Consider the following 20,931-nt stretch of genomic DNA (forward strand, 5'->3'; position numbering starts at 1 on the left):
TGTGTCAGCCGGTCACCGTCCAGCGCCGTCGGACCATGCCGAGCGCGCGGCGGAGGCGACGCAGGGGCGGCATCTGTCCCGCCAGGACAGAGCCAATCATCGCGTCGGACATGTCGCCGCGCAACGATGTGCGCGGGCGCAAGAAAGCGTCCCGGCGCAGCCTGCCGCCGTCGCTCGACCACGCAGCGGTGTAGCCAGCGGCCCGCAGGGCACGCAGCACACGGGCGTCGTAGCGTCCGAAGGGAATGCCAGCCTCGGCCACCGGGCACCCGCAGATATCTTCGAGTCGAGCGCGTGAACTATGCAACTCCTGCGCAAGCGCATCATCATCCAGCGTGGGCCACATGACATGGCCGATGCCGTGGCTACCGATCTTCATGCCGGCCTGCTGCAATGCTTGTATCCGGTGGCTGTCCAGGGATCCGGGCTGACCTATTCGACCTGTCAGAACGAAGAAGCGGGCCTGCAATCCCCGGGCGGCAAGAGCGGGCAGGGCGATGTCGTAATCCGAAAGGTTGCCGTCATCGAAGGTCAGGACAAAGACCGACGGATCGGGGGCAGCCGCGACCTGATCCAGCACCCGCCCGAACTGGTCCGGGCTCAGCCAGTAGGGGGCTTCGCCGGGTTCGAGCGCACGCTTGGGCGCTCCGATCCCGTGAAAGTTCAGGCCGATCGCACGAGTCATCGTTTTCTCGCCTTGATGCGGGCATGCAGGGTCTCGGCGGCGCCGATCAGGGCAGAGGACAGGCGCGCGGGACGGAATTCATAAGGGCCAGGCGCTGTAGTATCCACTCCACCGGTCCGCTGTTTGAAACGGGTAACGCTGGGGTTGGTTTCAGGGTCTATTCCACCCAGATCGAAGCATTTCATGCCCTGCCTTCGGCAATGGAGGATGGCTTGCCACATCAGGAAGTGGCCGGCATTCAGGCGCCGTCCAGCCTCGGAGGTAGCGCCGAACAAATAGACGCCCGTGCCGCCGGTCCGCCCAATCGTCATGCCGGCAATATCGGCGCCGTCCTTGCGCGCAATCAGCACCTCATGGCTGAAATCCGGGCCCTTGAGCGCATAATAGAACTCGGGTGGGATGTCGGGAGCAAACCCCTTGGCGGCCTGAACCTCCTGATAGAGCGCATGGAACCGGTCGGCACAGTCCGCAATCGGGTGGCATTCGAGTTCGATCCCCGCCTTCAAGGCATTGCGCAGCGGGTTGCGCCACTTGCCGTGCAGGTCTCGCATGAGGGTTTCTTCGTCCTCCGTGCAATCGACGATCACGGTCCTGTAAGGCGTCGCGCGGCCTGTGCGGCGGAATCCTTCGGAGGTAGCCAGTTGGTCTGTTGCCGCTATATCCTGCGTCCCCGAGGCCGGGAGCCGCAGGCGCAGGATATGCCCGGTGTCCTGCGCATGGGCGCGTAGTGCCGCGAGAACGGCGCGCATCTCTTCGGGGCCGGGGTCGGGGCGCTCCCGGTTCTGGATCAGGGGACCCGCAGCCACCCAGGCAATGCCCCGCCCCAGACCCGGGACGGTCTTTATGCGCAGGCAGGCCGCAGCCACGGTCTGTCCTCCGGGGTCGGCAAGGGCGATGAACCGCACCTGCGCTCCGATCCGCTCTGCCGCAGCGCGGGCATAGGTCAGGCTCTGCTCGAAGGTCAGGTCATCGAAGGCGGCGCTGAGACCGGGCCAGTCATCGGGTGTGACCACCCGCAAGGCAAGGGAGGCGGATGTCATGGTTATAGCCGTGTTCGTATCCAGATGGCCCAAAGCGCCCGGGGACGGGTGCCCAAGCGGGGCCGGATTTTAAGAAACCAGAGACGGTAATAGAATAAGTGGATCGCATCCGCCCAAAGCAGAAGCGCCTGGACCCTAAGGCGCGCAACGGGGCCTCGACCGGCTAGGATGAGGGTATGCACAGGGACCAATTCCCCGCCATAGCTGAGTTTGTATTCGTACTCGCCGGCCCCGGCCTCGATCAGGCCGATGCCCGCGTCGATCAGATCCCCTACGCGTTCGACCAGGCCGACGCGGCCCAATCCGACCTTTTCGAACCGGGGATCAATGGCGCGGGCATTCAGCCACCAATAGGCCTTGTCGCCCAAAGTATAGCGCAGCTGACTCGACAGCAGGGTGTCGCCCTGCCATTGCTCGTCTATGGCGGCGCGGTTGTCGGGGGCCAACCGGTGCAACAAGGTACGGTAGAATGCGGCAGCGGGCCGCCAGTCCGAAAAATGCCCGCCTTTTCCGGCGGCCTGCCACTGTCTCGTATGCAGTTCGATGAACCGGTCCATCATGATGTCCAATGTGTCGGGGTCCGAACTGATATTGCGCAGCGGTGCGTTCTGGGTCAGGCGCTTGGTGTCCCGCCGTACTTCGCGGCGGCGGCTTTTCGACAATGCCGCCATGAAGCCATCCCTGCTGTCGGGCAGATCCATCAGCGTATGGCCGCGGTCGCTCCGGTCCCGGAGCACGGAAGCAGTCGCACCGTTCGCCGCGATGGCGCGGATCGAGTCAAGCTGCGGTGAGCGGTCCGACAGGGGCGACAAGCTGATTGCCGCGCAGCGCATCCGTTGCATCAGGTGGTCGATGACAGACCGCAGCACTGTGTCTTCCTTCCCCGCGGCAATCGGAAGGGTCATGACAGCGAAATTAGGGTCTACCCCGGCCAATCGGGCAAATCTCACAGGCCAGATCCCGGCCCAGACAGTTTCGATGCAGAAGGGCAGGACTCCGACGATACGGGGACCGTCCCGCAGAACGTAACTGACGGGCTTTCGGCTGCCGGAGAAATCCGGCCCGTAATGCTGCCACCAGGCCGCCTGCCATCCGGTCAGGAAATAGATCTCGGCGCCGGTTTCCTGAACGAACGCATCCCAATCCTCCCGCGAGTTCTGTTCATGGGCGGGGGTCTCAAGACATTCAAGCGAGAGATGACGGTCGTTCCCTGCCTGGCTCATGTTGTCGGTTCCTGTCCGAAAAGGTGGAACCGTATGGCAGCCAGGGCCAGCCGCAATCGGGCCTTGCGTTCAGGAGTCGAGCGGGTCAGCCCAGCCAGGCCGAAGGCGCCCCCGCGAAGGAGCGCGCTGCCCAGGAAGACGGCCCTGGCGCAGAGAGCCCCGATCCGCCCATAATGCTTGCGCACGTAGATCATCTTGCTTTTCTGTTTTTGCACATACATTCGCGATTTGATCTGGGCGGTGCTTTTCGATCCGCCTTCGAGATGCAGAATGCGGGCCTCGGGTGTGAAAACGCAGCGCCATCCCGCATCGCGGATGCGGCGGCACCAGTCTGCCTCCTCTGAATAGACAAAGAAGGCCTCGTCAAGCAGTCCGACTGTCTCGAACACATGGCGCGGCACCAACATGAACATACCGGACACCACGTCGACATCGCGTTCGCTATCGCGGTTCCATCCGCCATATTCGGGGCGGCCAAGCAAGCGATGCCGGGGGGCCATCCGGTAAATCCCGAATTCGATCAGCGCCAGGTTAAGGGGGCCGGGATCGGCAAAACCGGTGCGCTGTATCGTGTCCTGATCTTCAAGAACCTGACAGCCGACGCAGCCAACATCCTCATGGGCATCGAGCCAGGCACACATCACGTCGATCGCGCCATTGAGAATGATCGTATCGGGATTGAGCAAAAGGAGCTTATCGCCGGTGGCGATTTCTAGCCCCTGGTTGTTGGCGGCGGCAAATCCCCGGTTGTCCTTGTTCGCGATCAGGTGCACCTGCGGAAAATCCTGCCGCACCATATCGGCGGAACCGTCCCGCGAGGCATTGTCGACCACGATGATTTCATGCGGCAGGGTAGTTTGATTGATTATGGAGTTGAGACAATCGTGTAAAATATCGCGCGTATTCCAGTTTACGATAACAATCGAAACGGCACAGGCTATATCGGCTGAGGCGCATCTTGGAGTCATGGCAACGTAAGTCCTGAATATAAAGGGACAATTTGCGATTGTAGGGAAAAGTGGATCATAATTCCGGGTTCAAAACCATAGTGGTAGTAAATAATATCCGGCATACTGCTGCAAGACCGCATGCTCAGACCCGCAACGACCGGATCATGAGCGGGTGCCGCAGCCGGACGTGCAGAAAGTGACTGTAAATGGATGATATTGACTGTCTGGACGGACTGACGCCGTCTCAGGAAGAGGAATGGCAGGCGTTTCTTTTGCAGGCACGCCATCAGCACCCGCGTCAGGATCCACGGTTCGCTGCCGTCGAACGAGCGACCGGCCAAGAGGTTATTTTCGCGATCGGCCGGCGGAATGGCAGGATTTGCGCGGTTGGTCTTTTCACGCTTCAGCCCAGCCGGTTTCTGCCCGGGCACATTTCCGTAGCCTCGGCGCTCAGCGGGCCGGTCTGCGACGATGGCGCCGGGATGGTCGATTTTCTCCATGCGCTGGCAAAGCACGAACGGTTTGCACGGGTGGCTGCGATCCGCATCACGCCCTACTGGCTGGAAGAAGAGGCAGCCGGGTTGGCCAGCAAGCTGTCACAGGCAGGCTTCACGATCACAGATCCGGAACCGCATCGCGATACCGGGATGATCGACCTGACACTGAGCGAGGATGAATTACGAGCGTCGTTTTCGCGAAGCGCCCGGCGCAAGGTACGCTTGGTCGAAAAATCCGATATCGACATCCGCCAGGTCGAAACCCCCGAAGACGCCGAAGTCTTTTTCGAGCGTCTGAACACGCTGGTCATCGCCCGGCACAACCTGACGCCGGTGTCGCGCGCCGAATATGAAACCGGGTTCAGGCGCATCTACAGCGATCCTTCGATTGGCGCGATCTTTGCTGCCTATCATGAAGGTGTCTTTCTGGGGGGGCTGTTGCTTTATCGTAGCGGAACCACCGCCCACGCCCGCCGCTATGTCGCCGATCCAGGAGCGGCGCAGGCCGTGGGAAACCTGCGCGTGGCTCCGGCCCTTTGGCTGGAAGGGTTACTGTGGGCCAAAAGAGAGGGCTGCACGCATTTCGATGTCGAGGGGTTCCTGCCGGTCGAGGACAAGAGTCATCCGAATTTCAACGTTTATGAATACAAGCGGGAGTTCAAACCGGCGCATGTCCGGCGCCTTGCCGAGCATACACTGGTTCTCAAACCCGGCAGCCATTTGATGAATACCCTGCCTGGTCGGATCAAGGCCGGTCTCAAGCGTATGTTCCCGCAGGTCAGGCATCTCAGCCCGAAGCGGCTATTGTCGCGGCGGTGGTGAAAGGAGAGCCGGAATGGGTCAGGAACCGCTCGTCTCCTACCGCAGTGTGCGTACCAAGTACCTGAACCTGCTGGCATCAGGGCTGTTGTGGCCGCTGGAAGTTGCACTGGAGCGCCGCGCCAAGAGCGACGACCGCCCGATCTGCTTTATTGTCGGCCCTCCGCGCTCGGGGACGACGCTGCTGTATGAAATGGTGGTGACGCGGTTCCAGTGCAGTTACCTTTCCAACCTGGCCAAGCGCCTGTTCCGCGTGCCCGTGGCGGCGACCTGGCTGTGCCGCAACGCCATCCGCAATCGCCGCGGATCGTTTGACAGTGTCTATGGCGAGCTCGAGGGCAACGCCGCGCCAAACGAGGCTGGCCGCATCTGGCATTACTGGATGCCCTATGCCGCCCCTTATTTCTTGGACAAGCCGGGGCTGACGCCTGATCGGATGCGGCGCAAGATGGCTGCGATCTGCCGTCTGACGGGCTGGCCTATGGTAATCAAAAACCCGATCCTGCAATCGGACATGTCGCAGATCGTAACCAGTTTTCCGAACGCCGTTTTCCTGCATATCGAGCGGGATTGGTCGGACAACGCGCGGTCATTGATGAAGTTGAGGCAGGACAGGAAATCGAGCGACGGCACTGGATGGGTTTCGCTCCGACCTGAAGGCTGGGAACATTACGCCGATGCGGATGCCCTGACACAATCCTGTGCCCAGGTCATCTTCAGCCACAAGGATATCGTAACCCATCTTGATGCGGCCCAAGCCCAGGGAAAGGTCATGAAGATCGACTATGAACGGCTATGCGCCGATCCTGATGAGATCTTTGCCGGAATCGAAGCCTTTTTTCGGGACAACGGAATAGATGTTGTCCGCAAACCTGAGGCCGGGACGTTGCGGCGGATGTCTCCGCGAAAGCAGCCCGATGATGAAACACGGTCACGCATTGCTGCCTGCTTGCAGGAAATTTCAGGCAGTATAGCGTCATAGGTGCCTTCGGACCGTACGAAGCGGGGGGATAAAAGTGGGGCGATACCGGGCAGACGCTCTTTACTGCGGTGAACCGCCAATGACCGCAAGGCGGCTCTTTCAGCGCGATCCTGGAGGAGGGATCACGGCAATGTTCGACGACCGCCGCGTGTTCTGGAGTTTCAACACCCGTGTCGCGATCCGAACGGCCTGTGACCTGCTGGGGCTGAAAGCAGGTGATGAGGTTCTGGCCCCGGGTTATAATTGTGGTTCGGAACTGGACCCGTTGGTGCATGCCGGTTTGACAGTGCGGCTTTATCCGGTTGCAGAGGACCTGCGGGCCGATCCGACGCGGATCGAACCGCTGATTTCAGAGCGGACGAGGGCCATCTATGTGACGCATTACTTCGGGATGATCCAGCCCGATCTGGCTGGCTTGCGCGGGCTTTGCGACCGGCACGGGCTGCGCCTGATCGAGGATTGCGCGCTGAGCCTTTTGAGCGGTGCCGCGCCGGCCGAGGGATATACGGGTGATGTGTCGGTATTCTGTTTCCACAAGTTCGTACCGGTACTGGAGGGTGGCGCACTGTTAGTCAACGCGTCCGATCTGGGGGTTGCCGAGGCCTTCCCGCACGACGCACCGCGCGGCACCGTCGCCAAGAAGCTTGCTCGCGCGGCGCTTGCAAATCTTTTGGGGCCGCGCCGCGCGCAGAATTTGATGCGTACAGTACGGGGCCGGCAAGGTGCTGCAATACCCGTTCCCTCCCCCGGCATGCTGGAAGACATCCCCGGTCATTACTATTTCGACCCAGCGTTGCAAGGACACCGGATCAGCGCTTTTGCGGCCTTGCCGTTACGCTCCTTCTCAGTGTCTGAGATGATTACCGCACGGCGAGAAAACTGGTTTTTGTATCGCGATATGCTTGACGGGATTCCCGGTGTCAGAATGCTGATGCCAGAACTTTTACCCGAGACATGCCCCTTGAACATGCCTGTCATCTTGGCAAATCGCAATCACGTCGCGCGCGCACTGCAGGCACGCGGAATTGGCGTAACTCCATGGTGGGCCGGATATAATTGCAATCTGGACTGGACAGGGCAGAAAGAGGCGATGGCACTCAAGAACAATGTCCTGTCCCTGCCGTTGCACCCCTACCTGACGCGGGCGCATCTGGAGCACATCATCACTCAGCTTCGGCAGGTCCTGTAATGCACTTGGGTCAGGCCGTCTGGCGCGAGAGGTGGTTCCACAGTCGTCCAACCAGAGAAAAAACCGTGGTTTCAAAACCTTTCGGACGACCGGCCATGACCCAAAGCAAAATATGCGTGCTTGTATAAACGACAACGCCAACCGCAACCTTCGTCAAACCGACCACCAAGATGCGTGGTACATGCTCACCCGAGCGCAAAGTAACCTCCACGGTCAGAACCGCCACCGTCATTACCGCACAGGCCAAGAAACTGCGCCAGCCTACGGTAAGCGGCTCAAAGAAACCTCCATCGCCGAACCGTTTCGCGATAATCAGCGTCATCAGCAACCCGGCGACGCTGGCGGCGCCCGCCGCGTAGAGGGCACCAGAAAAGTTGTACTGAACGCCAACCCACATCAATGCGCAGACAATGACCAGAAGGATCATGTTTCTGAAAAACAGGACATGGGTGGAGCCTTCGATGTAAACGGCGGAGCGGACATTCGCCTGTATCGAGCCAAGCGCGTAGAGGGGCGCCAGTATCCAGACGACCTGGGTGGCAGGCAGCCACTTCCAGCCCAGCCCGACCAGGATCACGTCATGGGCGACCAAGGCCAGCCCAACGCTGACCGGCAGCAAGATTGCCAGGAAGCCGGCATTTAGCGTTCGAAACCCTTCCTTGCGCTGATTGGTCTTGCGCGATAGATCAGCAAGTCCGGGATATACCACGCGCAGGATTGGTGCAAAAAGCTGGTGGGTAACGACATTGACCAGTCGGGTACCTATCCTGAACAGACCGGCATCCGCCAGGCCCAATGTGCTACCGATGATGAGTTGCGGGGCATTGGCCGACAGGAACTGGGCCAACTGGGCGCCGATCGACCATGAGGAAAAGGACAGGCTGTCGCGCCATTGCGACAGCGAAATGCGGGGAACCATCGGCGCGATGGCAAACGTCCATACCCCTCGCATGGCCTGACCAACGAAGGTTGCAATGACGATCGCCCAGTAATCCCGCCAGAACCAAGCCAACGTGATGACAACGATCGAATAGATGACGCGGCTGAAGGTTTCTTCGCCGGCGGCATAGCCGAAACGAAGCCCGCGCTCAAACAGCAGAAAGCGAGGGCTTCTGATCGCGATAACCAGCGCGAGAGCCGAGAGCACCGGCAACAGTTCCAAGAGCGCCGGAATCTCCATCAGCGCGACAAGTGGCCGCGCGGCCCAGAAAAGAGCGGCGGTCATGATCCCGAAGATAACCTGGAACGAAAAGACCGTATCCAGATGACCGACGGTTACATTCTCCAGCCGGATCAAAACCATCCCGATCTGTCGCTGCAGCATTTCCAGCAATGCCGTGGCAATCAGAAAATAGGCGATGATACCGAAATCTTCGGGCGTCAGGAGCCGTGCAGTGACTGCCAGTGTAATGACCCCCAGGCCCTGGCGGAAAACCCCGGACGCAAGCAGCGTTGCCGCACCCACGGCAATAGCAGACCGGCGGCTGAGCGCACTGGGATTCGGATCGGGCCTGCGGGTTTGCATCACGGGGCTTCTTTCCATATTGAAAACAGTCGACTGGTTACTTCTGCAGCTGCTCGCTCGTCCTGCCCCCCAGCAGACGTTTCAAGCAAGTCTTGCGCAGACAATATGGCAATTTGGCAATTCCACTAGATAGTCAAAACAGGAGTGTATGTCATACTTTTGGTGTCAAGGCTGAGTAAATCCCTTTAAGTGTCCGAATTCAAGGGTATCTTTCAACGAAGAATTACGGAGGAGGCTGCCGATTGAATACGCAGTGTACATAGAAAGTGCTTATCCAGAAGCCTGTATTTCTTTAGGCAACAATGATACGGAAACCTTGGCCAATATAGTGATATGACAAGATGAAAATAGCAATTTTCGGGATGGGATATGTAGGGTTTACGGCGGCGTGCTGTCTGTCTCATGACGGGCATGAGGTGATCGGAATCGACACCAACGTCGACAAAGTGGCTGAGATCAATTCCGGCCAGCCCCCGATCAAGGAGCCGCAGGTGGGCGAGCTTCTCCAGCAGGCGCTCAAGAAGGGGCTGATCCGGGCGGTGACCGAGATTCCGGACCTTTCGAATGTGGACTTGGCGATTGTCTGTGTTGGTACACCCAGTTCCACGGACGGCTCGCATAACATGAGCTACGTGGCCGAGGTCACACGCCAGATTGCCGAAACCGTATCGGCCGACCGGGAGCGGCCACTGACGGTGGCCTACCGGTCGACATTTAGGCCCGGGACCGTCAAGCAACTGGTCGAGCCGATTTTCCGAAGCGGGCTAGGGGCCGCAACCGAGGCAGCGGTGGAGATCGTCTACAACCCGGAATTCCTGCGCGAAGCGTCAGCGGTGCAGGATTTCTTCGATCCGCCCAAGATCGTTATCGGCACCCGCGATGGCGGCCGATCCGAGGTGATGGACAAGTTGCATGAACGGCTCGAGGCGCCGGTGTTCTATACGGCATTCGAGGAGGCCGAGATCACCAAGTTTGTCGACAATACCTGGCATGCGGTGAAGGTGGCCTTTGCCAATGAGATTGGCCGGGTCTGCCACCGAATGGGCGTGTCGGCCAAGACCGTGCACGAAATCTTCGTCTCGGATACCAAGCTCAATATCTCGCCCTATTATACGCGCCCCGGCGGGGCATTCGGCGGATCGTGCCTGCCCAAAGACGTACGGGCACTGCAGCATATATCGGGCGAGATCGGGGCCCATACGCATCTGATCGACAGCCTGCTGCGCAGCAACGAGGCGCACAAGACCTATCAGGCACAGGACATCATGGCAAAGCTGCCCGCCGGGGGGCGTGTGCTGATGGTGGGGCTGGCGTTCAAGGCCAAAACCGATGATCTGCGCGAAAGCCCCAATATCGATATCGCACGGCGGCTATTGCAGGGCGGCTACCAGCTATCGGTCTATGACCCCGAGATCAGGCCGTCGGATCTACGCGGCCAAAACCTTGGCTATGCCTTCACACATCTGCCGAGCGTCGGCTCACTTCTGGTCGACAAGGCAAAGGCCGAGGCGGGCCCTTGGGATCTGGTCGTGGCGTCGAACAGGATTATCGATGAACTGGATTTGGGTGATACCGAGATATTGAGTACCTATGAATATGTCTGACACACGCCCGCCAGCAAGGCCCGTGACCCTGGATGAACTACGCGCGGAACAGCCCCTGGCCGGTCTGAAGGTGTTGATCGTGGTCGAAAACCTGCCTGTCCCGTTTGATCGACGGGTCTGGATGGAGGCGCGGACCCTGGCCGCAGCCGGGGCGCGCGTGTCAGTCATTTGCCCCACCGGAAAAGGACATGAAGAGCGGCATTGGGAAGCGGAGGGTATCCGGGTCTATCGCCATCCGCTGCCACTCGATGCCAGCGGGGCGATGGGCTACCTGCTGGAGTATGGCGCGGCGCTTGTCTGGGAAACCTGGCTGGCACTGCGCATCAAGATCAGCCGCGGCTTTCACGTCATCCACGGGTGCAACCCCCCCGATCTGATCTTTCTAGTCGCGCTGCCTTTCAAGCTGCTCGGCGTGCGCTACCTGTTTGATCATCACGACATCAATCCAGAGCTGTACGAGGCCAAGTTCGGCAAGCGCGGATTTTTCTGGAAGCTGATGCGGCTCTTCGAGCGGCTGACCTTTGCGTCGGCACGGGTGTCGATCGCCACTAATGAAAGCTATCGCTCTATCGCGATAGACCGCGGGCGCATGGCCCCGGAGGATGTCTTCATTGTTCGCTCCGGCCCCGATCTGAGCCGGTTGGAGCGCCTTCCCGAAAACCCAGCCTGGCGCAAGGGGCGCAAATACATGGTGGGCTATGTCGGCGTCATGGGGGATCAGGAGGGAATCGACCTGTTGTTGGAGGCGGTAGCACATCTGGTCAAGGCCAAAGGCCGCGAAGATATCCAGTTCTGCCTGGTCGGCGGGGGGCCGAGCCTTGATAAACTGCAGCGCCAGTCGGAGGAAATGGGGCTGTCGGATTTTGTGACCTTCACCGGCAGAGCTCCCGATCATGATCTTTTCGAGATCCTGTCAACGGCGGATGTTTGTGTGAACCCGGACCGGGTGAACGAGATGAATGACAAATCCACCATGAACAAGATTCTCGAGTATATGGCATTCGAAAAACCGATCGTACAATTCGACGTGACCGAGGGCCGTTACTCAGCGCAGGAGGCTTCGCTTTATGCCCGCGCCAACGATCCGATGGACATGGCCGACAAGATTGGCGAACTTCTGGACGATGAGGCGCGTCGCGCCCGAATGGGGCACTATGGCCGCGCGCGCGTCGAATCCGAGATGTCGTGGCCGCATCAGGTGCCCTCCCTGATCGCTGCCTACCAGCGCATCTGGAAAGGGCGCGGATAGCCGAGTGGCAAATCCGAGCGAATTGTACCGTCCGTCTGGTTACTCGGGCACGAACCGCGGCAGGCGGTCGAGGCTGGCATCCATGAAACCCTGAAGCCGCATCTCGGCGTCGGCTTCGGTCTCGTCGGGAAGGATCGGAGTGACGAACCGCACCAGCGCGCCGTCCGTGCGCCCCATGGTGAAACCATCCTTGATCACGCTCAGCTTGGCCCGGACATCGTTGATCATGCGCTTGCCGCGCTGTTCGAACCAGTAATAGACCAACTGTTTCGACAATCCTTTCTGGATGATGGCCCGATTGACGGTAAAGGTGCCATAGGGGGTGTCGCCAGGCGTGATCTCATAGGGGTCCAGGCTGAAGATTTCCCAACCTCCCACAGGCAGGCAGACCTCGGGGGAGTGAATGCCGTCGCCCTCGGTCTGCGTGTTGTAGAAGGCCACAAACATGTTCACGAACTCGCCGGTTTCGGTATGGATGTAGCTGGCATTGAGATAGTCGCTGGCACCGAGCGTGCGTTCAACTGCGGGATCGAGGCGGGTGCCCGATCCGGACCATGCTTCGATCTGGCGCGGAAAAATGGCGAAAGGTTCCCGGTCGATCAGGTTGTTGCCGGGCGCAGGGCGCTGAACCCAGGCAAGCGAGACAGCCAGGGTCAGAAGAGCCGCAGCCGTCAGCGCCTTTGACGGACGAATGGAGAGTATGCGCGCCAGGATAGCCCCGAACCCATCGAAATTCAGGTCGATCGCCTCGGACAGGGGTTTGGGATTGCGGGTCGTCCGCTGCAGCCCGATGGCCATCCCGAAGAGGATAGCGATGCAGAGCAGGAAGATCACCCAGCCCTCGAAGAAATGCAGGAACCCTTCGGCCTGTTCAATGCCGTAACGGTCGACCAGTATGCCGATGACACCGATGCGGAAGGAATTCATCAGCACAGTTAAAGGCGCGGCGGCCAGCAGCAAGACCAGCTTGTGCCAGAGCGGTCCGCGATAGAGGATTGCAAAGAGATAGGAAAAGCTCAGGATCGGGAACAGATAGCGCAGCCCGGAACAGGCTTCGGCCACCTGCAGCTTGTAGACGCCAAGATCGATGACGTTGCCTTCGATGAACACCGACACACCGGCCATCTGGATGAGCCAGACCCCGATGACCGACGACACCCATTGCAGAAAGATCGTGAGCTTCCAGTAGAGGATTTGCGGCAATGGCAACATAAAGACCAGATGCACCACTGGCAGCTGGTGGCGCTTGCCCCGTTTCCAGCCGAACACCGTCAGCACCACGCCGCCCACCCAGAGGATCATGGCATAGGTCACGATGTCGGGGATGCGGGCCAGGTTGCCAAGCCCCGCAACCAGCAGCGACAGCGCGACCACCAAGACACCGGGCCAGCGATCTTGGATGTCGGTACGCGGCGGAGGGGTGTGCCGGAGTTCACGCAGGAAAAGATAGAGCGATACCAAGGGGATGATCGGGCCGTGGCTGTATTCGGCGGTACTCCAGGCCTGCCCCAGTGAAACCAGGCCAATCCAGAAGATCGGCACCGACCCGGCGATCAGTAGGATAAACCACGAAAGCCCCGCCGCGTTCAGCGACGGCAGAACGGTCCGGGAAGGATCAATAGTTTTGCTGCCGTCGCTCATGGTTCGGGCCTTTGAATCGAGATGGTACACCCATGTCCATCATGCACGATTCCGACCGGTTGTTAAGTGGAGGGCGGCTCCGGTAGCTACACGAAAATACCTGCACGGGAGCATTGTCGCCGGATTGTGAACAAAGACCCCGGTGCGTCAAGGCTTGAGTGTGAATTGTCGCCCAAGCGTCAGGAAGACGGAGTTGCCATCGGCGTCTCCCGGCCCAGCATCGTTTTTAAACCGGTGCAAATAGCCCACTGTCATGTTCCAGTCCTGCGTGATCGCACGGGTGTAGGACGCACTGAAGTCGGTTCTCTGGCGGCGATTTGAAGGCCCGTTACCCGCGTTTTCCTGTTCGGCAAAATTGGCCCGAAAAGACAGGCTCGACAGGGCGTTAATGGAATAGTCATAGCCTAGTCTGGCTACGGTTTCGCGGGTCTCGACATTCTGGTTGCTGGTGCCGACCCGACGCCGGAGCGAGGCCGTAAACTGGGAGGCGTTCATCGTATAGGTATAGTTGATATCCGCAATCGGCGTGTTTTCCCCAAACGGCCCGTGGCTTATCCCGGCGTTGAAGCCGAAAGAACCGTTTTGCAAGGTGTATGTCCGTCCGATCTGCGCGCTCGTCCGGTCTCCGTTGGTCCCGAATGTGCGGTCGATCACGGCGGTGGCCGTGCCATTGGGGAGGGTTTTCATCCAGGAGAACGAGGCGACAAACCCCTCGTCATCGGTGTCGAGCGGGATAGCCCGGAGGGTTTCGTCAATCTGCGAATAGCCGATGGCGGCATTGACCGTGGTCACCGGCGAAACCTCATAGGTAATCCCGGTCGTGAGTGTTGTCGTCTGCCGGTCGGTACGGGCCGTATCTTTCGCGGAATAATCTACATATCTGAGGGTAACATTCCCGGTCAAAACAGGAGAGATGCGCAGTAGCGACGTCAGCGAGTAAGAGTTCCTCAGAGTGTCGAACAGGTTTGGATCGGTGGTATTCTGGAACTGTTGGTCAAATCGGTCGTAGCTGAAGATAAAGCCCAGTGGATCGTTGATACCGGTCTGCCACGTCATACCGACCCGCGATGTGGTGCGGGTGCCGCGGTCAACGGCCAGGTCGGCAGCATCGATAACGCCGTCCTGGTTGAGGTCGTTCAGCGACTGGTTGAAGTTCAGGTCGCGCTCTCTGTACTCTCCGCGGATATTGAACTGACTATTGGCCGCAGCCCGAGAATAGCTCAAGCGGACTGAGGGATCAGTGAAATCGGCTTCCGATCCGACAACAGGTTGATCCGCATAGCGGTACAGCCCTGAAAGATCGAAAGTAAGCTGGGAATTCGGAGTCTGATTCACGACCCCGATGCCCAGCGTGTTTTCCCACCGCGAGGTTGACCCGAGGGATGGATCCTCCAAGCCTAAATTTTCATCATATCTGAGCGTCGTGGCATAATCGAGCGTAACGGTCAGCCCTGTGGCGCTCCTGCCGACGGACGTACCGACAGCCGGGGCAGGGGGAACCGGCGGCTGCGCGGCGGTCTGCTGCGTTGTTGTTTGCTGCCCAATCGCTGGCGCGAATGTCAGCGTGCAAGCTACCCCACCTGCCAGAACGAAAGACAGCCTGTTCCTGGATGTGCCCACCTGTATTCCCTATTCGAATAAGCGGCGCGCCGGTACAACTATGACATCTCCGGGGATGAGGAGGGTACTGCCTTTGATGCTCTTGCCAGTACCGTCGTAATTGTAGCGGTACCGTGTTATCACGCCTGTTTCACTGTCTGCCCTGCGCAATTCCACACGCTTGCGGGCTGCGAATCTTGTCAGGCCGCCTGCTTGGGCAAGCGCCTGTAGGATAGTGATCTCGGGACTCGCGGCAAGCTTACCCGGCGCCGCGACCTCTCCCATCACGAATATGTCTATCGTCGGTGGTGCTACTGGAACTGCCGGTGCCGCCACCGGCGCGGGCCCAAGGGCGGCGATCGACACGAACACGGTTGGCGGCGTGTTGAAATTCGACGCCAGCCCCGAAGATAGAGCCGATCTTACAGAGGAAAGCGACTTGCCCCCCGCCTGGATCGAGCCGATCAGCGGAAAATTGAACGATCCGTCCGGCAATACCAAGACGGTTCGATTGAGATTGGGATCTTCCAGCACTTCGATTTGAAGGGCATCCCCAGATTTAATCTGGTAAGCCCCCTGCGCAAATGCGCCGGTCGCCGCAATCATAGCTGCGGCAAAGATAAAGAATGATCTGATTATTGCTAGCATTGGCAAATCTTTCACTTTCATTTCTTATGCCCCCTTTTGGTTTACGAAACAATCCATCACTGTTTTTATTGCCAGATAATGCGGCAGAATTGCAGCGGTCGCTTGAATCCCCTTGCCGTTTATTCCTTCCTTGCAGGCTCCGTCTGCAGCCGTTCTATCTCGGAAAGCAGTTCCGACGTGAAGTTCGGCTGGTCGTCAAGACCTTCCACAACACTGACCGCGTTCTCAAAGGTACGTAAGGCATCCTCATGCCGGTCCAGTGCGACATAGGTCTTGGCCAGATGATAGAGTACCAAGGGCTGATCCGGCAATTTTGCCGCCGCAGGTTCTAGATATTGTAGCGCCTCTTCGTAGTTTCCCAACCTGTAGGCAATCCAGCCATAAGTATCCTGAAAAATGGGATCCCTTGTGCCACGCAGCCGCCGGGCCAGGGTGAAAGCCCGCTGCAGGCTTTCGTCATCGCTGCGATGGGTGGTCAACAGGCTGGCCAGGTTGTTGGCCACCACCGGGGACTGGCTGTTCAGCTCGTATAGTTTTTCATAAACGCTGATCGCCATCTCTATCTCGCCGTCAAGTTCATAATTCGCGGCGCGTATCATCAGTAGTTTGAAGCTTTCGGGCTGGGCGTCCAGCGCATCATTCAAGACCTGTGCCGCCTGCTCTGGGGCGTTGGTATCGATCAGAAGGGCGTAGAGAGAAATCCACACATCCGTCGCCTCCGGGTGGTCGTCGAGGATCGACCGATACAGCACTTCGGCCTCTTCGTTCTTCTGATCCGCGGCAAGCGACAGGGCCTTCACATACCTTAGCGGCAGTGAGTCCGGGGTTTCTTCTAGCAGGAGATCGAGACGAGCCAGCGCTCCACCAATATTTTGCTGTGCCAACATCGTGCGGACAAGGGCAATTTCAGCGGGCAGCTTGAAATCCGGGTTATTGGCCAGTTCCGAGAGAAAGGATTTGAGGTCATCGGTTCGCCTCTGCGCCGTGAGCATCTCGGCGCGGAGTTGATTGGCCATGCCGACAGTCTCCGGACCGTCCAGGTCATCAATCGTGCGGATCACGGCTTCAAGACGGCCCCAATCCTCCATCTGCAGGTAGAGCTTCCCCAAAGCCATCAGTAGCTCCGCAGAGTCAGGGGCGAGTCGCAAAGCATCGAGCAAAACGCTCTCGGCAATTTTCAGGTCCCCTCTGGCGGACAGGTACCGGGCATAACGCAGCGATTCCTGAGGGGCGCGCTGTGAAGTTTCGACCGCCAACGCGAGCATTTCGCCCATCAGTTCCTGGTTGCCATTGCGTTCATGCGCCCGCGCCATCAGGGTCATCAACTGAGGATCGCGGGGGGTCTGACTGAGCGCTTCGCGCAACAAGACAATCGCCTCTCCCGTCCCGTCCTCGTCAATCAGCCAGGCCGCCTTGAATTTGAGCGCATCCACCTGAGTCGGATCTTCTTCGAGCACCGCCTCGATAAGCGCACGCGCACGCACCGGATCGTCTGCCTGGAAAAGCAACCGGGCGAACTCCACCTCAATTTCCCGGGTTTCAATGGTTCGCTCAGCATCCCTGAGCAAAGCGTCCATTTCGTCGATGGCCGTTTGCACCTCTCCGGCCCGGAATTTCAGGACGGCCCGCAGCGCTTTGTAACGGGCTGTATTAGCACCGCCTTGTGCTATGATTCGGTCCACTTCGGAAATGGCTTCGCTAGCACTGCGATATTGATCCAGGAAAACGATCAGCCTCTGTACAATCATATGGTCTTCGGAATTTTGCGCCACTTCCGCGCGCAGAAACTGTTCTGCGGCATCCAGATTCCGATGGTCGATGAGAGTTTGCACGAGCATCTGCTTGACGCCCTCATCATCAGGAAACCGTTCGGCCATCTGTCGGAGCTGTGCTTCGATATCCGCTGGCCGGTCCAGTTCTTTAAGGGCGCCGAGGCGGATCGCGTATAAGCTGTCGATCTCTGGGTCGATCGCCAGCGTCGCGTCGATTTCTTCGATGGCGTCATGCCAATCCCGGTTGCGAACCAGGTGGTCGATCAGGACCTGTCGTGCCGTGACTATTTCGGGATCGGCATGGATCAGAGCCCGGGCCGTGTCCAGCGTATCGTCTATGGCGGCAATATCGTTCTGGCTGATCGCGTTGGAATAGGCCAGCGCGTTGTTGATGGACTGTATCCGAAGATCTTCCGGCGCCAGCCTGGCCGCCGCAGCGCCGTGGCGCTCCACCTCGTCCCACTGGCCGGTTTCCAGCGCCATTTCAGCCAGGGCGCGACGGCCTTCAAGATTGTCCGGATATTGCTCGATAAGCCGCAAATACTGGCCATAAGCCCCGGAAATATTGCCTCGTTCCCGTTGCAGCCGAGCAAAGGTCAGGCGGGCCTCCTTGTGCTGTCCATTGAGCTTGAAGACATTGCGGAATTCGATAAGCGCCCGATCGACATCACCCTCTTCCAGAAGGGCCATACCCGCCTGGAAATGCGCTTCGGCGCGCTCTTCGGCGGAATCACAGGCCGCCAGAAGCGTGATCGCGACAAAGAGCGCAGCGATAAGACGCAGGCAACGAAGAAAACCGAATGGGTGCATGTCTGCCTATTCCCGCATTGTATAGCTTTAAAAATGTTCAAAGTGATTTGAAGGGCTTGGGGTGGCTGTGTCAACAACCGGTTCCGCGCAGAACGGTGAAGACAATGCGATAAAGGATTGAAAAAATTTGTAGAGAACGACGTTCTTTCCCAGCATTCCTTGTCATGATGCGCGTTCGGAAAATGACGAATCGTTGCGCCGAGAGACTTGCCAATACCCAGGATACCCAAGCGCGCGCGCCGAGCCGCTAGCGCCAACGCGAAAACAAGCGTCAACGGTCCGACAATGGGCGCGGACAAAAGGACGAAGCAAATGTCAGAAAGGCGTTTACCTGCTGCCCTGTATGAGCCCGGATGACATGAGCGCACCGGCACTAAGGAGTTGGCGGCACGGTCAACGTTTGAGTTAACAACGTCTTTTGATTGAGGTGTCACGGTGAGCTCTCGGGTAGTATCTTTAGGCCCAGCCAAGACCCAAAGGTCAATGAATCTCCGCCAACCCTAAAAATTTAATGCCAATAAAACGCCGGAGGACTTCAAGCAAAATGCTGAGGAAAAAGAATAGCTGCGCTGGCCGCGCAATGGAATGGTCCGGCCCTGCTATCATCGTATCGAATTTCGCAACAATGCGGTAAAACGGGGCGATTCGATGCTATGTCGGACGCAATCCCAGCCCGCCGGGAAAAGGACGATACGGTGGAGGACCTGTGCGTCAGAGCCGGAACGGGAAACAATCCAAGCGACTAGTTTCGATTGCTGCCAGGACGAGAGGCAATATCTCTGCTCACGCAAATAAACATGCCATCCGGCTTGACCCTATGGCAGAATGGATTGACATATAATTTCTGCACTGCAATCTGATATGTATAATGTAAGGAATTGCCAGTGGCTCAGGATTTAAGTGCCATCGACAGGCTTTACCCAGTTTTCTTTAGGATTGTCCAATGGGTATGCTCACTATTTTCGTGCTTAAAGTCGATGTGCCGAATGCCATCGCACGCGCCCATCTATGCGGTACTGCGGCTCAACAATTTTGCCCTGCTTTACGCTTGGACCAAAGCCACGCTTGAGAGGCACGAACACACGATCCGCCAGGTGGTCAATGGGATGATCACCTACGGGAACGCTCTGGAAAGGAAAATGGCAATCTGACATGGGACCGGTTCGCTTCTATACCTCCATTTTCCTGAGACGTCTGCCGTATTTCCTGATCGTCGCCACCGTCATTTCGGCGGTGTCGATCATCATCTCGCAGACATTGCCCCCGACCTATGTCTCGCAGACGCGCCTGATCGTTGAATCTCCCCGGATTCCGGACAATCTAGCCTCAAGCACGGTCACGACCCCGGCGCAGGAACAGCTTCAGATTGTCGAGCAACGCTTGCTGACGCGGCCGGTGTTGCTCAATATTTCCAGACAGTACGAGATACTTCCAAACCAATCCAGCGCCAGCCCTGATCAGATCGTCGACGAGATGCGCGCGCAGACGAGCATCAGGATCACAGCGGGCCGGAACATGGCCAATTTGATGACAATCACTTTCTCAGCCCGGACCGGACAGATTGCTGCCGGGGTGCTGAATGAATACCTGACCGAGATTCAGAAACTGGATGTCAACTATCGCAAGGAGCGCGCCTCGGGGACGCACGAATTTTTCGAACAAGAGGTCACCCGCCTCGGGGGTGAGTTGGACAAGCGCAGCGCGCGTATCCTTGAATTCAAGAATGAGAACTCCGGCGCATTGCCTGAGAGCCTCCAGTTCCGGCTCGCTCAGCAAGGGTCCCTTCAGACCAATCTCGAACAGGTCGACCAGCAGATATATTCGTTGCAGAGCCAACGGGAAAAGCTGATGGATGTCTACAGTTCCACCGGCCAGATTGTCGGGGTTGCCCAGCAAAACCGAACCCCCGCACAACAGCAACTGAGCCAGCTGCAGGCGCAGCTCAATAATGATCTTGTGATTTATTCCGAGAACAACCCGCGGATAAAGCTGCTCCGGGCCAAAATCGAGAAGCTGGAAGAAGTGGTTGCGGCTGAACAGGCGGCAAATCCAACCCAGCCGAGTGCCCAGACCGGGAACTCAGCGCTTGATATCCAGCTTGCTCAGATCGACAGCCAGATTGAAACGTTAACAGAGCAGAAATCCGCGCTGGAGGAACGCCTTGCCATGCTGACGCGCTCGATCGAACAGACGCCAGCAAACGCGATTACCCTTGCTGAACTACAGCGCGACCACGACAATATTCAGGCGCAGTACAACGCCGCTGTAGGCCGCTTGGCACAAGCCTCGACAGGTGAGCGTATCGAGGTAACGTCGCAAGGGCAGCGCATTTCAGTCATCGAACAGCCCGCCGTGCCGAGTGAACCGGCGAAACCGAACCGCCTTATGATCGCAGGCGGGGGAACGTTCTTTGGTATCGCGATGGGTGTCGGGTTTGTGCTCTTGCTGGAACTGATGAACAAGTCTGCCCGTCGGCCAGAAGACCTGGTCAGTAAATTGGAGGTCTGGCCGATTGCCTCTATTCCCTATGTTCCGTCAAAAGGGGAGGTCATGATCCGGCGGATTACCGGGATAGCCGCGATCCTGATAATCCTGATCGGCATTCCCCTTGGGGTCTGGGCAGTGCACACATATTATCAACCGCTCGATCTGATCGCCGAAAAGGTCGTGGACAAACTGGAGGTGTTCTGGTGATCCG

General features: G+C 58.5%; 17 protein-coding genes. 7 read left to right on the forward strand and 10 right to left on the reverse strand.

The genetic code is table 11. The annotated features are described in order from the left end of the window. Positions 1-4: 4 nt before the first annotated feature. The 5 genes from KPG71_RS17410 to KPG71_RS19870 are packed head-to-tail and all read right to left on the reverse strand — an operon-like array spanning position 5 to position 4,398. Complete coding sequence (locus KPG71_RS17410; RefSeq protein WP_216339685.1) at positions 5-685, reverse strand: polysaccharide deacetylase family protein; 681 nt, start codon at positions 683-685, stop codon at positions 5-7. Next, positions 682-1,725, reverse strand: coding sequence for a lipid II:glycine glycyltransferase FemX (locus tag KPG71_RS17415; protein ID WP_216339687.1), 1,044 nt, complete (start codon positions 1,723-1,725; stop codon positions 682-684). The genes KPG71_RS17410 and KPG71_RS17415 overlap by 4 nt, the downstream gene beginning before the upstream one ends. 2 nt (positions 1,726-1,727) lie before the next feature. Then, entirely contained in the window at positions 1,728-2,948 is a 1,221-nt protein-coding gene (locus KPG71_RS17420) for a GNAT family N-acetyltransferase (protein ID WP_216339689.1), read from the reverse strand. Beyond that, a complete protein-coding gene (locus tag KPG71_RS17425; protein WP_216339691.1) occupies positions 2,945-3,916 on the reverse strand; it encodes a glycosyltransferase family 2 protein in 972 nt (323 codons plus the stop codon). Before KPG71_RS17425 ends, KPG71_RS17420 begins: the two co-directional genes overlap by 4 nt. Further along, complete coding sequence (locus KPG71_RS19870) at positions 3,913-4,398, reverse strand: hypothetical protein (RefSeq protein WP_367397381.1); 486 nt, start codon at positions 4,396-4,398, stop codon at positions 3,913-3,915. The genes KPG71_RS17425 and KPG71_RS19870 overlap by 4 nt, the downstream gene beginning before the upstream one ends. Here KPG71_RS19870 and KPG71_RS17430 point away from each other — a divergent pair. The 3 genes from KPG71_RS17430 (at position 4,381) to KPG71_RS17440 (ending at position 7,385) form a co-directional block, all read left to right on the forward strand. Continuing rightward, entirely contained in the window at positions 4,381-5,217 is an 837-nt protein-coding gene (locus tag KPG71_RS17430) for a lipid II:glycine glycyltransferase FemX (protein WP_367397382.1), read from the forward strand. The genes KPG71_RS19870 and KPG71_RS17430 overlap by 18 nt on opposite strands. Before the next feature lie 13 nt (positions 5,218-5,230). After that, positions 5,231-6,196 (forward strand): sulfotransferase, encoded by a 966-nt coding sequence (locus KPG71_RS17435; protein ID WP_216339695.1) that lies wholly within the window; start codon positions 5,231-5,233, stop codon positions 6,194-6,196. A 130-nt stretch (positions 6,197-6,326) separates the two neighbouring features. Then, positions 6,327-7,385: a DegT/DnrJ/EryC1/StrS family aminotransferase gene (locus tag KPG71_RS17440; protein ID WP_216339697.1), complete on the forward strand. Its 1,059-nt coding sequence runs from the start codon at positions 6,327-6,329 to the stop codon at positions 7,383-7,385. Between the two features lie 10 nt (positions 7,386-7,395). Here the strand turns inward: KPG71_RS17440 and KPG71_RS17445 are convergent, their stop codons facing one another. Further along, entirely contained in the window at positions 7,396-8,910 is a 1,515-nt protein-coding gene (locus KPG71_RS17445; RefSeq protein ID WP_216339700.1) for an oligosaccharide flippase family protein, read from the reverse strand. A 341-nt stretch (positions 8,911-9,251) separates the two neighbouring features. Between KPG71_RS17445 and KPG71_RS17450 the strand changes: the two genes are divergently transcribed. Next, on the forward strand, positions 9,252-10,514 hold the full coding sequence (locus tag KPG71_RS17450; RefSeq protein ID WP_216339702.1) for a nucleotide sugar dehydrogenase: 1,263 nt from the start codon (positions 9,252-9,254) through the stop codon (positions 10,512-10,514). A gap of 22 nt (positions 10,515-10,536) precedes the next feature. Then, positions 10,537-11,763, forward strand: a complete 1,227-nt coding sequence (locus KPG71_RS17455; protein WP_367397383.1) for a glycosyltransferase family 4 protein — start codon at positions 10,537-10,539, stop codon at positions 11,761-11,763. 39 nt (positions 11,764-11,802) lie between these two features. Here the strand turns inward: KPG71_RS17455 and xrtD are convergent, their stop codons facing one another. The 4 genes from xrtD to KPG71_RS17475 all read right to left on the reverse strand — a co-directional run bounded on the left by xrtD (position 11,803) and on the right by KPG71_RS17475 (position 18,233). Continuing rightward, positions 11,803-13,404, reverse strand: a complete 1,602-nt coding sequence (gene xrtD, locus KPG71_RS17460) for a VPLPA-CTERM-specific exosortase XrtD (RefSeq protein WP_216339707.1) — start codon at positions 13,402-13,404, stop codon at positions 11,803-11,805. A 147-nt stretch (positions 13,405-13,551) separates the two neighbouring features. Beyond that, on the reverse strand, positions 13,552-15,024 hold the full coding sequence (locus KPG71_RS17465) for a hypothetical protein (RefSeq protein ID WP_216339709.1): 1,473 nt from the start codon (positions 15,022-15,024) through the stop codon (positions 13,552-13,554). Between the two features lie 9 nt (positions 15,025-15,033). Next, positions 15,034-15,672, reverse strand: coding sequence for a polysaccharide biosynthesis/export family protein (locus KPG71_RS17470; RefSeq protein WP_253196343.1), 639 nt, complete (start codon positions 15,670-15,672; stop codon positions 15,034-15,036). Between the two features lie 98 nt (positions 15,673-15,770). Then, on the reverse strand, positions 15,771-18,233 hold the full coding sequence (locus tag KPG71_RS17475; RefSeq protein WP_216339711.1) for a tetratricopeptide repeat protein: 2,463 nt from the start codon (positions 18,231-18,233) through the stop codon (positions 15,771-15,773). Positions 18,234-19,219: 986 nt separating this feature from the next. Here KPG71_RS17475 and KPG71_RS17480 point away from each other — a divergent pair. Further along, complete coding sequence (locus KPG71_RS17480; RefSeq protein WP_216339713.1) at positions 19,220-19,384, forward strand: hypothetical protein; 165 nt, start codon at positions 19,220-19,222, stop codon at positions 19,382-19,384. Position 19,385: 1 nt separating this feature from the next. Beyond that, positions 19,386-20,927, forward strand: coding sequence for a lipopolysaccharide biosynthesis (locus KPG71_RS17485; protein ID WP_216339715.1), 1,542 nt, complete (start codon positions 19,386-19,388; stop codon positions 20,925-20,927). Positions 20,928-20,931 lie beyond the last annotated feature (4 nt).

The sequence above is a fragment of the Roseovarius sp. PS-C2 genome (assembly GCF_018862045.1).
Classification (GTDB): domain Bacteria; phylum Pseudomonadota; class Alphaproteobacteria; order Rhodobacterales; family Rhodobacteraceae; genus Roseovarius.